The sequence below is a fragment of the Fodinicola feengrottensis genome, from assembly GCF_039530045.1.
In the GTDB taxonomy this organism is placed as follows: Bacteria; Actinomycetota; Actinomycetes; order Mycobacteriales; family HKI-0501; genus Fodinicola; species Fodinicola feengrottensis.
The window spans coordinates 1-16,299 of record NZ_BAAANY010000018.1 but is presented as its reverse complement, the minus strand read 5'-3'; the positions used below and the strand labels follow the sequence as shown (position 1 = coordinate 16,299).

The 16,299-nt window shown below is 62.9% G+C and carries 6 protein-coding genes; 5 read left to right on the top strand and 1 reads right to left on the bottom strand.

The genetic code is table 11. From position 1 onward, the window contains the following. Nucleotides 1–100: 100 nt before the first annotated feature. Nucleotides 101–739: a hypothetical protein gene (locus ABD301_RS22435; protein ID WP_163568032.1), complete on the bottom strand. Its 639-nt coding sequence runs from the start codon at nucleotides 737–739 to the stop codon at nucleotides 101–103. 217 nt (nucleotides 740–956) lie between these two features. On the opposite strand from ABD301_RS22435, the gene treY reads away from it, so the two are divergent. The 5 genes from treY (at nucleotide 957) to ABD301_RS22410 (ending at nucleotide 15,600) form a co-directional block, all read left to right on the top strand. Next, a complete protein-coding gene (gene treY, locus ABD301_RS22430; protein WP_163568033.1) occupies nucleotides 957–3,275 on the top strand; it encodes a malto-oligosyltrehalose synthase in 2,319 nt (772 codons plus the stop codon). Between the two features lie 285 nt (nucleotides 3,276–3,560). Then, on the top strand, nucleotides 3,561–4,670 hold the full coding sequence (locus tag ABD301_RS22425) for a thioester domain-containing protein (protein WP_344312357.1): 1,110 nt from the start codon (nucleotides 3,561–3,563) through the stop codon (nucleotides 4,668–4,670). A gap of 296 nt (nucleotides 4,671–4,966) precedes the next feature. Next, on the top strand, nucleotides 4,967–6,103 hold the full coding sequence (locus tag ABD301_RS22420; protein WP_344312354.1) for a Cys-Gln thioester bond-forming surface protein: 1,137 nt from the start codon (nucleotides 4,967–4,969) through the stop codon (nucleotides 6,101–6,103). 642 nt (nucleotides 6,104–6,745) lie between these two features. Continuing rightward, the gene (locus ABD301_RS22415; RefSeq protein WP_344312352.1) at nucleotides 6,746–12,073 is read left to right on the top strand and encodes a LamG-like jellyroll fold domain-containing protein; all 5,328 of its coding nucleotides are present in this window, start codon (nucleotides 6,746–6,748) and stop codon (nucleotides 12,071–12,073) included. Then, the gene (locus ABD301_RS22410) at nucleotides 11,998–15,600 is read left to right on the top strand and encodes an RHS repeat-associated core domain-containing protein (protein WP_344312351.1); all 3,603 of its coding nucleotides are present in this window, start codon (nucleotides 11,998–12,000) and stop codon (nucleotides 15,598–15,600) included. The genes ABD301_RS22415 and ABD301_RS22410 overlap by 76 nt, the downstream gene beginning before the upstream one ends. The last annotated feature ends 699 nt before the right edge of the window (nucleotides 15,601–16,299 follow it).

Genomic DNA, 16,299 nt, shown 5'->3' with positions numbered 1-16,299 from the left:
CGATCCGCGGAACAATGATCGACAGGGCAGCCGACCGCGCACACCACCCAAGAAGCCAGCGGCCCGCTTCGCCCGTCAAACGTCCCACCGTGCGGCGCGGCTATTCGGCTGGTGAATGGAATAGTCGGGTGAGGCCGGCGAATCCAAGGAGCAGGCCCACCATTCCGACCGGGACCAACCAGTTGTTCCGGCCGAAGCCGAGGGTCCCGACGCTCATCACGAGCGTACCCACGACGACCAGCGCGGTGCTCCACCAGCCAGCGCGTCGGATTGTCGACACCATGACCGCGAAAACCAGCAGGCCGAGGAAAATCACCTGAGCACCTACTCCGTAGAAGACCGCTGACACGCCGGGGATTCGCTGGAATGCGGCGAACGCGTGCTGCAGATCGGCTCGGTTGCCGGCCTGGAAACCGCCGACCAGGTCAAGGGTGACTTGGACGGCGTTGGCGATGGCGCTCAGGCCGACCACCACCACGCAGGCTGTCACCGCGATTCGCTGTCCAGTCGTACGCGCCGCGGCTGCCCAGCGGAACTGCAATGCCATCACCAGAAAAAGCAGGAAGCCAACAAGCCACATGGCATGTGAGGCGGTCCACCAACCACCCGGCTCCGCCTGCCCGCCAATCGGGCGCAGGAGCACCCAGCCAGCGAGGAAACAGGCAGGCGCGCCGACGAACGGCAACACAGTGCTCAGCGAGGAAGTCGAGGCGTCCAGCCGGCCAGTCAAGGAAGTCATGGCGAAAGACTGACAGCGCGCTGAAGGCGCCGTCACTCGGTGGCCGCCCTGACGTCAACCCTGGCTCTTCCCTGATAGGGATAACCCGAGGATGGGGAAGCGGTTGACCCCATCGCCAGCCGCGAAAAGGTGAGACCTGTCAAAGTCTGGTTGGCGAAGTGTGTCGAAAACGGCCGGCCCGTACGGTGGAGGAAACCCGACGACGGAGGTTGCACCTGTGACGACCAGGCCCGTGCTGTCCACTTACCGCCTGCAGTTGCGCCGCGAGCTCGACTTCGCGGCCGCCGCCGAACTGGTGGACTATCTCGCCGAGCTGGGCGTGAGCCACCTTTACGCCTCCCCCATCCTGCAAGCCACCGCCGGATCCGCCCATGGCTACGACGTGGTCGACCCGACCCGGATCTCCGCCGACCTCGGCGGGCCGGACGGTTTCGACGCGCTGGTCGAGCGGCTGCACGCGGCCGGCCTGGGCATTGTCGTGGACGTGGTGCCGAACCACATGGGCGTGCAAATCCCGAAACAAAACGCGTGGTGGTGGGACGTACTGAAAAACGGTCGCCATTCCGCGTACGCGCATTATTTCGACATTGACTGGACCCGGCCGCGCATCGCGCTGCCCATTCTCGGCGCCGAGCCGGGAGAACTCGGCAAACTTCGGGTCGAGAACGGCGAATTGGCGTACGGCGAACACCGGCTGCCGATCGCCGACGGCACCGGCACCGGCTCCCCGGCCGAGGTGCACGACCAACAGCATTACCAGCTAGTGCCGTGGAATGCCGGCGAAGTGGGTTATCGGCGATTTTTCATGGTGAACACGCTCGCTGCGGTACGCCAGGAGGACGCCGAAGTTTTCCAGGCCTGCCATCAACAACTGCTCCCCCGAGTCGTTGCCGGCCAAATCGACGGGCTTCGCATCGACCACCCGGACGGCATGGCGTCGCCGTCCGGCTACCTCGCGAAACTCGCCGAAGCCATTCCGGCGGCCTGGATCGTCATCGAGAAAATCCTGGCCACGGACGAGAAACTGGAGCCTGGGCTGCCGGTCGCCGGCACCACTGGCTACCAGGTGATGCGACTGCTCGATGGTGTTTTTGTTGATCCCGCTGGCGAAGGTGCACTAACCGACCTTTCCGAGCGACTGACCGCGGATCCCGGCGACCGAGCCAGCCTGGACCGCGCGGAGCACGACCTGAAGCTCGACACCGCCAGCACCGGACTGCGCCCTGAGCTCCGCCGGATCGCCCGCCTGATAGGTGACGTACCGAACTGCGTCGAGGCGCTGGCCGAACTGGCTGCCTGCGTTCCGGTCTATCGAGCCGACTATCCGTGCACCACGGGCGAGCTCACCGCCGCAGTGGCGGAGGCCGCCCACCGATCTCCTCATTTGGAGTCGGCGCTCTCAGTTGTCGCCGCGGTGCTAGCCACCGATGGTGAGGCCACCACGCGGTTCCACCAGACCACTGGCGCGATCACCGCCAAGTCCATTGAGGACAAGCTGTTCTACCGTACGACCCGACTGACCTCGCTCAACGAGGTCGGCGGCGATCCGCGCAGATTCGCGGTCACTCCTGGAGAATTCCACCTCGGGCTGGCCGAGCAGGCGCTACGATGGCCAGCTGGCATGACCACACTGTCCACTCACGACACCAAACGGGCAGTGGACGTACGGGCAAGAATCGCTGTCCTGTCAGAGATCCCGGCCGCTTGGGCGGAGGCTGTCGACAGCTGGAACGCGATCGCCGCACCGCCAGAACCGAGCATTGGTTACCTGCTCTGGCAAACCCTCGTCGGCGTGTGGCCGGCGGACGGAGCCGACCGTCCCGATCCGCGGCGAATGCACGCGTACGCCGAAAAAGCCGTCCGCGAAGCTGGTCTGGTGACCAACTGGGACGCCGTCGACACCGACTTCGAGAAGCGGTTGCACGACTGGCTGGACACTGTCCTCAATGGACCGCTGGCCGCCCGGATCGGCGCTTTCGTTGGCACTATCGCGCAGTACGGCTGGTCGAACTCGCTGGGCGCCACCCTGCTGCAACTGGCCGGACCTGGGGTTCCCGACACGTACGCCGGCTGCGAACTCTGGGACGATTCGCTGGTCGACCCGGACAATCGGCGACCGGTGGATTTCGCTCTGCGGCGGAAAATGCTTGGCGAGCATAATGACCGCAACCGGCCACCAGCTGTGGATGCCAGTGGTGCAGCCAAACTTTGGCTCATCTCGCGCGCACTCCGGGCCCGCCACACGGACCCCGACACGTACGTCGGCGGCGGCTATCAACCGCTGATAGCAAGTCGACACGCCGCGGACCACGCGATTTCCTTCTGTCGCCGGGATGTTTTTGGTGCCCCAAAGGCCATCGCGGTCGCCACCAGACTGCCGGCCGGTTTGCATGACAAAGGCGGATGGCTGGACACCGAGCTGGCATTGCCCGCCGGGACCTGGACGGATGCGCTGACGGGCAGCGACTTTCGGGAATCCGTGGGGATGTCGGCGCTCCTCGAGCATCTTCCCATCGCTCTACTTACTCGCAGCTGACGAACAATTACCCAGAGATATCCCTGAAAAACCATTCTAAATGGGACGTTTCAGGCCTACCCGAAAAGGTTGCGTACCAAATCGAATTTTCTTTTTCCGCAGGTCAACCGACTTTTGGGGATCTGCCTGCAAAGCCCAACGAGCGGCTGTGTATATCTATGGTGCCAGCTCTCTGGCTGGTTCCCCCTCAACGGCCTCTCAACGGCGAGGAGATTTGGCCATATGCACAGCACACCCAGGCACCTAGCAAGAAAAACTCTCGCAGTAGCCGCAGCGTTGCTCGCGGTGTTCGCACTGACGATGGGCGCCAGCCCGTCCTTCGCGGACTCGACCGCGAAAACCCAGGTCGCAAAGACCCCCGGCGCCAATGCCACGGTTGAGCCGACCAAGGCCGTTCCCGGCCAGGACGTGTTCGTCGCTGGCAAGAAGGTCCCGACGATGCTGCAGAAGCTGCAGCTGTCGAACGGCACTCTCGTTCCGTCGTACTGCACCGACTTCTCCATCCAGGTGAAGGTCCAGGCTGCCCTGGTCGAGGATGACTGGGCCGGCTACTCCGGTGCCGCGGCCGGCATCAGCGTCCAGTTCTCCAAGGTGAACTGGATCGTGCACCACTCGTACCCGACGGTGACCAGCCTGCTCAGCCTGCAGAAGCTTGCCGGCATCCAGCTGATCAGCGAAAAAGAGGCCATCGCCGCCACCCAGCTGGCGATCTGGCACTTCACCAACGGCATCAACCCGGACAGCGCGCACAACAACCTGATCGTTCTGCAGCTTTACGCTTTCCTTGTGGGTGGCGCGAACATCGGTGACGCGCTGCAGCCGATCTCTTCGCTGAGCCTGATCCCGGCCGGCCCGACCGCCGGCCTCGCCGGTGACAAGTTCGGCCCGTTCCTGGTTCGTACGACCGCGCGGCTGGTCCCGCTGACCCTCACCGCGATTTCCGGTGTGCAGCTGGTCAACGCGCAGGGCAAGACGGTCCACCAGGTCATCAACGGTGAAAAGGTGTGGGTGAAGGTCGCGGCCGGCCTGAAGGCCGGCAAGGCCACCATCCGGGCCAGTGTCGACCTCGGCCTGATCTCCGCTGGCCGGCTTTTCCACAGCGTCGGCAACCTCAAGGCGCAGCCGGTCATCACCGCTGGCGAGGGCCAGGCTCCGGTGCTGATCACGGTCGTCGTGACCTGGGGTGGCGGCGACAAGGGCGGCACCACCGGCAAGCCGACCCAGAGCGCACCGGGCAGCACCGCGAAGCCGACCCCGAGCACCGCGGTGAGTGAGGCGTCCGGCAGCCTGCCGATCACCGGCACCAACGTGGCCCTGTTCGGCGCGGTGGGCGCGGCCCTGCTCCTGTTGGGTGGCGGCCTGTTCTTCTTCGCCCGCAGGAAGCGTTCCGCGTAAGGAAAACCTGCATGCCCGGATTCCTCATCGGGCACGCACACTCGGAGCCCCGGTCATTTCGGCCGGGGCTCCGGTGTTTAGGTGACTTATGCGTTCCAGATGATCATCGCTATTTATAGCTAATCAGCATTTTTGTTATGAATAGGACAAAGCGTACACGCGGCCTGCGTTTTCCCTGGTCGGGAACAAAATGGCGTGTCGGTGGTAACACCGCAATCCGCTCCGTGTATATGTATTGCGCCAGCTTTGTTAGCTGGCATCCCTACAACGGCCTCAACGGCGAGGAGACCCGGCATATGCGAAGTGCATCCCGGCAACTATTCACGAGGGTTCTGAAAGTAGCTGCCGCGTTGCTCGCGGTGTTCGTCATCACGATGACGGCAGGCCCGGCGTACGCGGCGCCCGGCGCCACGGGTCACTTGGCTGGCGTTGGCGCCAAGGGCCTGCCCGTTCAGCTGAACGGCGCCAAGAAGCCTTTCTACACCGCTCTGATCAACATCCAGCTCAACAACGGCGGCAAGGTGGTGCAGACGTACTGCATCGACCAGAAGGTCGAGACCGCAGGCGACGCCGCGATGGTCGAAGACGACTGGGCCAACTACCCCAACAAGGGTGACAAGTTCTCCCAGCCGGACAAGGTTCTGTGGATCCTGCAGCACTCCTTCCCGAACCTGGCCGTGGACAAGGTTGGCGCGGCGGCCCTCATCAAGGGTCTGACCGAGCAAGAGGCGATCGCTGGCACGCAGGCCGCCATCTGGCACTTCAGCAACGGTGTCGACCTCGCCACCGGCGGCAAGCACGGCGCTAACGACGCCCAGGTGGTCGCCCTTTACAACTACCTCACCGGCGTGGCCAACGTCGGCGAGGCCGCTCAGCCGGCTCCGACCCTGGACATCACCCCGGCCAAGGCAACCGGCACCGCCGGCAAGCTCATCGGCCCCTTCGTCGTCAAGTCCAGCACGAAATCCGTTCCGTTGACCGTCAAGGGCCCGGCGGGCGTCAAGCTCGTCGATGCCAACGGCGACGCCATCACCTCGGTGGCCAACGGCGGCAAGGCGTATCTGAAGGTTCCCGCCAGCGCGGCGGCTGGCAAGGCCACCATCACCGGTGCGTTGCAGTCGGCTGCCATCGAAACCGGCCGCCTGTTCCGTGGCGACAACGTGGTCACGCAGACCCTGATCACTGCCACCACCACACCGGTTTCGGCCAAGAAGATGGTCTGGGCGAGCTGGACCAAGGGCGGCACCCAGCCGACCCCGAGCGCGAGCCCGTCGCAGGCGGCCCCGCCGACCGTGTCGGTCTCCACCAGCCCGGCTGGCGCCAGCCTCCCGGTCACCGGTACGAACGTCGCCCTCTTCGGCGGCATCGGCGCGGTCCTGCTCCTGATCGGTGGCGGCCTGTTCTTCGTCGCTCGTCGGAAGCGCACCGCATAGCTAAACCCCGCTGAATCCCGGTTCCCCCAACCGGGAGTGCACACTCAGGCCCCGATCGCGTCTCCCCCGACGCATCGGGGCCTGAGCGTTTTCCCTGGTCTTCTTTACCCTTGAATAAGGACTCATTAACCACCGACTCGTTGCGCTGAGGCGCATCTAAGCCGATGTTTTCCACCTCGACTACCCACTCGAGGCTTTTGTTCCATGACTTCGTGACCGAATCGAAATTTTCCCTTCCGATTGTCATCCCTCCCTGTTACTTTCTGCTGGCTGTTCAGTTGGCTTTCACGGGGAAGGCGGGCGAGCATGTCTCGTTTGCGGGTTTTGGCGTGCGCTCTGGCTGTTCTTCTGGTGGTTCAACTAATGCCGGGACTTCAGCCACCAGCCGGCGCGGCGGTTGCACGATCTACCGGCGGATCCGCCAGCGCACCAACACAACTGACCGGAACAGCCGCCGGTCGCTCATCAAAGGTTGCCACTTCGGCGACCGACAAACACCTGGGCGGAGCGGTGAAGTCCCCCGCTGTGCGGGGCGCTGTGCCACCCCAGACGAAGTATTCGTCTCCCGTCCTGCCCCCCAAGCCGAAGCCCGCGCCGCAGCACGTCGGTGCTATGACAAAGAAGACGCGGCCCTCGACCGGGATGACTACAGCGTCAAGGGAGATTCCGGGCGCGCGTACGTCCCGACAAACCGAATTCACCAACCCTGACGGCACCCACACGCTGCGGTTTTACGCTGGCACGGCGAATGTCCGCGACCAGTCCTCAGGCGCGATGGTCCCGCTTGACCTACGACTGAAGCCGAGCGCCAGCCGTTTGGTGCCGGCTGATTCCGGTGTCACGACGAGCTTCGGCACCACCGGCACCGATCCCTCACTGGCAACAGTCACCACCGGCCCCACCTCAGTGAGTTTCGGCGTCGACGGCGCCGCTGCGGTGTCCGGAGTGACCGCCCCGGACGGCAGTTCCTTGACATTCAACGACATTCGCCCGGATGCGAACCTGCGGCTTGCAGCATCGTCGGACGGCGTCAAGGAGAACATCGTTCTCTCCTCCGCCGACGCGCCCTCGAGTTGGTCGTTCCCCCTGAACCTCACCGGACTGGCCCCGTCGATGGATTCCGCGTCGGGCGCAGTCGTGCTCAAAGACGCCGGCGGGGTGGAGCGCGCCTGGATTCCGGCGGGATGGATGGAGGACTCCAAGGTCAGCCCAGTCACCGGTGACGGCGAGATTTCCCATGCGGTGGCCTATACGCTGTCGCAGCGCGACGGCCAGTGGATCCTGCAGGTCACTCTGGACTCGGCGTGGCTGCACGATCCGGCCCGTCAGTTTCCCGTGGTGGTCGACCCCACTGTCCGTACGAACGCGGACGCGGACGACACCTATGTCCAGTCGCCATATGTGGCTGACCACTCCAGTGAAGCCGAGGTCAAGGTCGGTCACTACACCGACGACAGCGGCGGACACAACGCGGCCGCCTACATCGATTTCAACTCCGTCCTGCCGAACATCCGGAACAAGTACATTGTCGCCGCGACCGTCAATGTGACCGAGACCTGGTCGTACTCGTGCCGAGCCTCCGCCGTGACAATGTTCCCAGTCACCGGATCGTGGGCTGGGTCGACCCTGAAGTCGTGGCCAGGTGCGGCATACAACACGCATCTCGGCAACACGAAGTCCTTCGCGCACGGCTATAACTCATCGTGTCCTTCAGCGCGTGAAGGCTTTCCGGTAGACGCCGACCTGATGACGCAGTGGTCGCACGGAAAGATCGCGGTGTACGGCTTCACACTCCGGGCAAGCACGACCGACAACAACGACTGGAAGAAGTTCGCGTCGGCGCAGTCGCCGGTGTCAGCCAACATTCCCTACCTGGATGTCACCTACCAGCCAGAAGGCGCGTCGTACGAGATCAGGAATCCGGTCTTCAATCCGCCTGTCACCAACACACAGTCCGGAAATCTCGATGTCGTCGTCTACAACTGGGGTTCGTCCACCTGGCCGGCCAACGGCGCCTGGAAGCTGACTTTCCGGGTGATGAAGGGATCGACGCTGGTCGTCGGCCCAGGCACGTACCGGTTCGCACCAACGGTGACGCTGCCCCCCGGCAGCGACGCCGCCATCACCATCACCGTGCCGCCACTCCCACCCAGTCAATATGACTTATGGCTTGATATGAGCAATGCATCGGGCCAGTTCTTCTCGAGTACGTACACTGTTCCTTTCGGCGTCGTGCCGTTCTCGGTGGGCAATGTGGCACCCGCGGTCACCGCGAACCAGCCCGGCTCGGGCGCCGTCGTGTCTTCTTTGACGCCGACCCTGTACGCCGAGAGCGTGGACCCGGACAGATCACCGCCGAACAACGCACGGAAATACTCGTTCAAGATCTGCGGCGGAAGCCCCGATGCGCCGGTCGGATGTGCGTCATCAGGCTGGCAACTGCCGCAAACCTGGACACCGCCTGCGGGGACCTTGAAGTGGGGAACCAAATACTTCTGGACAGTGCAGGCCACTGATCAAGTCACCAATGGTCCAATATCGGACCCGATCTGGCTGACCACCCAAGCGCCACAGCCTGAGATCGCCAGCCATCTGTCCGCGAACAGCGATCCTCGCGGAGCGCCTGGGTTGGATGCACAGATCGGAAACTACACAACGCAGACGGTCGACGCGTCCATCGACGTGCCGGGCCCCGCGTTATCGGTTGCCCGGTCGTACAACTCGTCCGATTCGCGCACCACCGGAGCGTTCGGACCCGGCTGGTCTTCGCTTCTGGACACCGGACTTCGGTCCGACACGGACGGGTCCGGCAATGTCGTCGTAACTGGATCAGATGGCCGCGAGACCAGGTTCGGCAAGAATCCTGACGGAACCTACGCACCGCCGGAAGGTCGCAACACAACGCTGGTTTACTCGCCCTCCAACAGCGAATACACCTTGACCGATCCGAGCGGCCAGCGAACGATCTTCGACTCCGTCGGCCACCTGATATCTATTGTGGACAGCGCTGGACACACTCAAACCTGGACGTACGACAGCAACGGGAAAATAGCGACGATCGTCGACACGACCTCTGGCCGGGCTCTGCACATCAGCTGGGACAGCGGGCACGTCACGTCGGTCAGCACAGATCCGGCGAACGCGAATGCTCCACCGCTGACCTGGACGTACGCATACACCAATGGCGCCCTTACCAAGGCCTGCACGCCATTGTCCGCCGGCTCCTGCACGATTTATCAATATCAGGACGGCACCCGCTACCGGAGCACGGTGCTGGACGACAACCCGTATGCCTACTGGCGGCTTGACGACAACGCCGACTCAGCTAGCGGGTCCAGCATCGTCGCCCATAAGCTCGGCGCTGATCAGGTAGCGTACGACAATGTCCGCCTCGGCGCCGCCGGCGCGACAGGCGGCGACGACACGGCGGCCGCTTTCGACGCCGGCGGATTCGACCCAACCGGCCTGGGCGGCAACGGCCCGAGCACGGCTTCGTTGCCGGACAAGCTTGCCAGCCCGGCCCTGTCCCTTTCCGCGGAGCTCTGGTTCAAGACCACCGGCAGCGGTGTGCTGCTGGGCCAGCAAAACACCGGACTCACGGACACGCCAACCCGTTTCGAACCGGTTCTTTACGTGGGAACCGACGGCAAACTGCGTGGCGAATGGTCGCAGGGCAGCGTCAGTCCGATCACGTCAGCAGCGACCGTCAACGACGGAAACTGGCACCACGCGGTGATTTCCGGGGCGATCAACACCCAGACGCTCTATCTCGACGGAGTCGCCCAGGGCACGCTGTCCGGCCTGATCGACCATCAGGACATCACCAAGATGTTCCTCGGCACCACCCGCACCACCTCTTGGCCGTCCGCGGTCGATGGCTATGACCCTTTCACCGGCACCATCGACGACCTGGCCATCTATTGGCATCCGCTTGGCGCCAGCGAAGTCGCCGCGCACTACGCCGCTCGTACGTCAATGAGCAAACTGACCACTGTGGACCTGCCGGGCCACCGGTACGCGTCCATCAACTACGGAGCCACCACCGAACGAGTCACCACGCTCACCGACTCCAACGGTGGAAACTGGACACTTGACGATCCAACCGTCGACACTCCAGCGCCCGCCAACCCCGGGGACGAGGTGTCCCCGCAACGGTCGGTCACGCTGCATTCGGACACCCGCTCAAATATCACCTCCGTTTTCGACGTGGATCACGGCGGCAGGGCGGTCAAACGTACCGACGGCGACGGCCCGACCAGTTGGGCATACAACGACGACGGCTTCGCCACCGGCGTCACCGACGAAAATGGGCATTCGACCGTACGAACGACGGATCCGCGCGGCAACACGCTGTCCCGTACGACGTGCCAGGATGCCAGTCAAGCTGCGGCAGGCGGATGCTCAACCAGCTACTACGCTTACTATCTCAACACAAGCAATGCGCTTGATCCACGAAACGACAAGTTGACCGAGTCCTGCGACGCGCGCAGCAGTGACCAAGACGACCAAACCTACTGCACTACCTATACCTACAACACCAACGGTCAGCCTCTGACTGTCACTGAGCCGGCGTTCGACGCGGCCGGCACGACCCACCCCGTGACGACGTACGCGTACGGAACCAACACATCGGTCGGATCCTTCGGCCAACTCGTCGCTGTCGCCGGACGACGAAATCAGAACACCACACTGACCTACACCGCAACTGGCGACGTCAGCGACAGCACAAACCCTCTCGGTTTGGTCACTCATTATGGCTACGACGGGCTCGGACGGGTCACCTCGATCAACAGTCACGACGGCGCCCATGACTACGGGACGGTCAACTATACGTTTGCAGGCCTGTCGAACCTGGCAACGATTACCAGTCCATCCATAGGAAACTCGCTGACTGGCGTCACGCACACTGCGCATGCCACATACGCGTACGCCGACGACGGCCAAGTAACGAAGCTGGTAGCCAGCGACACCGGCGGGCATGACGCCGATCGCATCTGGTCATACACGTATGACGATCGTGGTCGACTAAGCACAGCTGTTTCGCCCGGCGGGACAACCGAAACCACCGGGTACGACACCCGAGGGGACCCGACCTCAGCTGTCACCGAGACAGGGCTCCATCTCAGTACCACCTACAACGACCGGCATGAACTGCTGACCACGACAGCTACCGGCGACGGCGTAGATCCGCAGAACCCATCCGCGACAAGCCTGATGTTGGAGTCTCGGGCGTACGACCATGCCGGCCGTCTTGCTCAAGCAATCGACGCGATGGGCGTCACGCATGCATTCACGTACTGGGACAATGACCTACCCCAGTCGGAGACCCTCCCCGGGTATACCGAGGGCGGAACGATAGCTGCAGAAGATCTCCCTCTCTCATATAGGTATTACGACACTGCTGGACAACCGAGCCTGATCGAGGGACCGGGTCGTTGGAACACGTCATACACCTATGATCCAGCGGGCAATCAGAAATCGGCCTCGCTCAGTGTCGAGGACGTCGATTCGATCGATACGTCGGCGAGCGCTCAGGCACACGCAAATCGAGCGGCCAAACCGGCAGTCCTCACGCCTTGGCGCACATCGAATTTCACCCTTGACGCCGATGGCAACATCGTCGAGGCAGTCGCTACTGGAGACGAAGTCCGGATCGGTCCGAGACCACTCATTCCACCTACGACGCTGCCGGAAATGTCCTCACCGACAGTCAGGTTGTCGACGCCACCCATCAGCGTACGACGACCACGACTCGAGATACTCGTGGTCTTCCGCTTACTGTCACCGATCCCGCCGGCGGGATCACCACTTTCGCCTACGACATCACCGGAGCACTCTCGTCCCAAGCCTCGCCCGCCGTCAGCACGTGGACGGCTGGTATACGTACCGACAACGTGCGACCGACGATCTCCTACGGCTACAACACATTCGGTGAGCCGACTCAGCAGCGCGATGCGAACGGCGTTCTGACCAGCATCACGCGCAATGTTCACGGCGACCCGACGATGATCGCCGGCCCGACCTATACACCGCCAGGCGGGCAACCGATCACGCCGACCACGAAGACCGATTACAACACCAGCGGTCTCCCGATCAGCACAACCGACCCGCTCGGTCATCAAACCACCTATTCGTACGATCTCTACGGCCGACCGATCACGCAGACCGATCCTGCCCTCCCCGGACAGGACGCCGGTGTCACCACTGTTGGCTACGATCGCGCTGGCCGAACACTGTCCACAGTGGACCCAACTGGTGCACGCACCGAGGCGACCTACGACGAGCGTGGACTCCAAATCACCAGCACCGCCGTCGACCGCGCCACCTCACCGTCGAATTTCGTCACACACCTCGGATACAGCGACGCTGGAGACCTCACCAGCCTCACCACACCGGCCGGGAATACTTCGACGGCCTGGTACAACGCGGCCGGCCAGCCCAGGGCCACCACCGACCCGACAGGCCTGGAGACCGACTACACCTACGATCTCGCCGGGCGCACCGTGGCGGTCAAGAGCCCGACTGGCGTCACTACCAATACGGATTTCGATCTCGCTGGGCGGCCAACGAAATCCACCGTCTCGGCACCTGATGGCAGTCCAGGAAATCCCGCCCCACGAGTCACGACGAGCACGTACGACAACAACGACAACGTGCTGTCCACCACAAGTCCGCAAGGACGCGTCACCGGTTATTCGTACGACGCGGGGAACAGACTCACCTCGGTCATCAACCATCCTTCCACCGGCAAGACGACAACTGTCGGTCTGGGCTATGACGCCTTGGATAACCAGACCCGAATGGTGGACGGCAACGGAAACGCTACCGACACCACGTACAACTCGTTGGGGCTGACCGAATCCGTCGTCGAACCCACGACATCCACTTTCTCGTCGCCGTCCGATCGAACCTGGACCAGTAGCTACAACGCGGCTGGCCAGAACGTTCGACAAACCGCGCCAGGCGGTGTGGCAACCACCAGCGCCTACGACGTGCTTGGCAACCTCGTCAGCCAAACCGGATCCGGCGCCGACGCGACGGCAGCCCGATCTTTGACTTGGGACAAGGATAGTCGGCTGGTCTCGGCCAGCAGCCCCACCGGCACTATCACGTACGGCTACAACGACCGTGGACTACTCACCGCCAGCTCCTCGGCCTCGTCTGGCGGTGGCGCGGCCGCAAATGTCGCCAACGCGGCTAGCCCCACTACATTCGGATACGACGCCGACGGCCAGTTGAGCAGTCGGATCGATGCGGCCGGTACAATTGGATTCACCTATGACAAAGCTGGCCAGCTGGCCACCACGGCCGATCCGCTAACCGGCCGGACGCTGACTTACGCGCGGAATGCTCTCGGTCAACTCGCGTCAGTCAGCTACGGGACGGGCGCAAATCGAACTTACGGCTACAACCCATTCGGTGACCTTGCCAGCGATACCTCGAAAACTACGAGCGGCTCGACCAGCGCGGCGGTTTCGTACTCGTACGACAACGACGACCTTCTCACCGGAAAGACCACCTCAGGTTTCGCCGGAGCAGCGACAAACACGTATTCGTACGACGGTTCAGCCCGGCTGACAGGATGGAACAACGGGTCGTCGGCCACCAACTATTCATGGGACGACGCCGGCAACCGGACCTCCGTCGCCCGTACCCTCTCAGGCCAGACCAGCACGACCACCGCCGCTTACGACGCCCGCAACGAGCTTTCGTCCACGTCGGACGGAACCAGCTACACGTACACGGCCCGCGGCACCCGCGCCACCGTGACCGGCACCGGCGCCGGATCACCGACCACCAGCTACACGACGGACGCCTTCGAGCGGCTGACCTCGATCACCGACAACGGTGGCGGAGCCAGCGCGAACACGACGGCCCTCACGTACGACAGCCTCGACCGCACAGCGACCGTCAATAACACCCCAGTCGGCTACGACGGCCCCACCAACACCCCGGTCACGGTACCGACCGGCAGCGGCGGATCGTCCCTGATCAACAGAGACCCGGCCGGAAGCCCCATCAGCGACCGCCCAGGCGCCACCGGCCGCTTGCTGCTCGCCGACCAACACAACGACATCACAGGCGCCGTCGACCCCACCACCGGTTCTCTCACCGGCAGCACCAACCTCGACCCCTTCGGCGCCCCCACCGCCAACTCCGGCACCACCTCCGCGGTCGGCTACCAGTCCAGCTGGTCCGCCGACGGCCTCCTCAACACCGCATCCCGCTGGTACGACCCCACCTCCGGCGCCTTCACCAGCCGCGACACCTGGACCCTGAACCCGGCCACCGACACCCCAAACCGATACGACTACGCCAACGCCAACCCCCTGAACGCCACCGACCCCACCGGCCACCAAGACCAGAACGACGGCGACGGCTCCAACGCCGGTGGTGGCGGCTCCGTCGGAGTCTGCTGCACCGGCACCGCCCCACGACCCCGCGTGCCGAGCGAAGGCAGCGGAGGAGGAGGAGGGTTCGGACCGACCGGAGCGGCCGCCGGAATTCTTCTGTGGATATTCCAGCATCTGCCGTCAAACTTCCCTCATTTCGGCGGCGGCAGTTCCAGCGGAGCGGCCCCTCTCCGCTATGGCTGTGTGGCCTATTGCGGGCTGATTGGGAACGACTCCCCGCGCCCATACCGCCACTTCCCAAATAGCCCTGACGGCGGCACTGATCCAACGCCAGGCGGCTGCTGGTTCATGTGCGGCCCGGGCGGCGGGTCTCCGGTACGCCCACCCACGCAGGCCGACCTCAACGCACTCCAGCACCTACTGAACCTCCACATAGAGGTCCCTCGCTCGTCTTTGAAGTCCCAAGGAAACTCTCGCGGCAACAAGGTCAGCGCCTCAAAAACCCCCATCACCGACCCAGTCGGATCTGTATCAGACGAAGCCGCGAAAACAACAACCTGCACAGTCGTCTGCGACACCGAAGCATCCATCGCCGGCGCCGACCCTTCCGCCCAACTCAACCCGCCAGGTCCGTCGCAGAGGACCAGTCCTCAGCAGTCCAAACGCTTTGACCTCGGCGACGGCACCTACTACCACCCAGGCGACGGCACCATCCGCGACGGAGCAGGGGTGGTCATCGATATTGATAACTCCAATGAGGATGTCGCACTCGGGATCCGCGGAAGAAGCCTACGTGGTACTGGAAACAGCGCCGAGAGTCTTGAACAGTTCAGCGACAGAAATGGCTTCACTCACTTCCTACACTCGAAGGACTGGAAAGCCGACGTTCGCTCGGCCGTGAACGACCCGAACACTCGGCTTCATATCAAACTTGACGGGTTTGCAGGTAGGAACCCTTCGGAGAAGTTCTCAAATGCATACAAGCAGGGTGCAGGTGACAGTTGGTTTGCGACCGAGTGGGAGATGTATCAGGTCGGCCTGTCGATAAGGACGAGCAACCGGACATGGGATAGTATTACGTTCTATGAGAATGGCCACGTCGTGACGCTAGACCAACCCGATTTCCCTAGACCTGAGAGGTAGTACCACATGGAGGCTTTGGCATCGTGGGATCGCCCATTTGGGATTTGGCACTACACCTTGAGTCATTCCACGCTGCTCTTACGCAGTATTGACCCTGCGCAATCACCCAATAGGATCGATGTACTTTTTACTATGGTCTCAAGGATCTGCCTATCAGAATTCTATGAGTCGCTGACTATACACCTAGCCTCTACCGAGGAGAAGGCATCCGTTTTGGATGAGGACCTAAGATCTGAGCCACGCGCACGTCTCTATCTGATCAATGGAGGACGTGACTATGTTGTCGCATCCAACTGCAACTGGCATGAGGACGAAGGAGATCAGCATTCTCCATCGGCCTTTGGCCCGCTCCGGGGAAACGCGTAATGTTCGACGAACGTACCCATTGCAAAAGGCTCAAGTACGCGACTGACGGCGACCAAGGTTCTAAACTGATGCCCCCGGAGGACAGCTAGTGCCTCATCAAGCAACGTTGGGTAGGTAATCGGGTCGGCGAATTTTGGAGCCGATGGCGAAGTGGTGTTTGGGTTGAGAGCGTTTGTTGTGCCAGCGGATGTAGCCAGCGATGGCGGCTTCTTGTGCGGCGTGACTTGGGTAGTCGCTGCCGTCCGCCCGAACAAGCGGGCGAGCGCCCAGCACGAGCCTGTCACGATTTCTGTGTAAGCCGGAGGTGATTGGCTTACTTGTCTTATTATATCA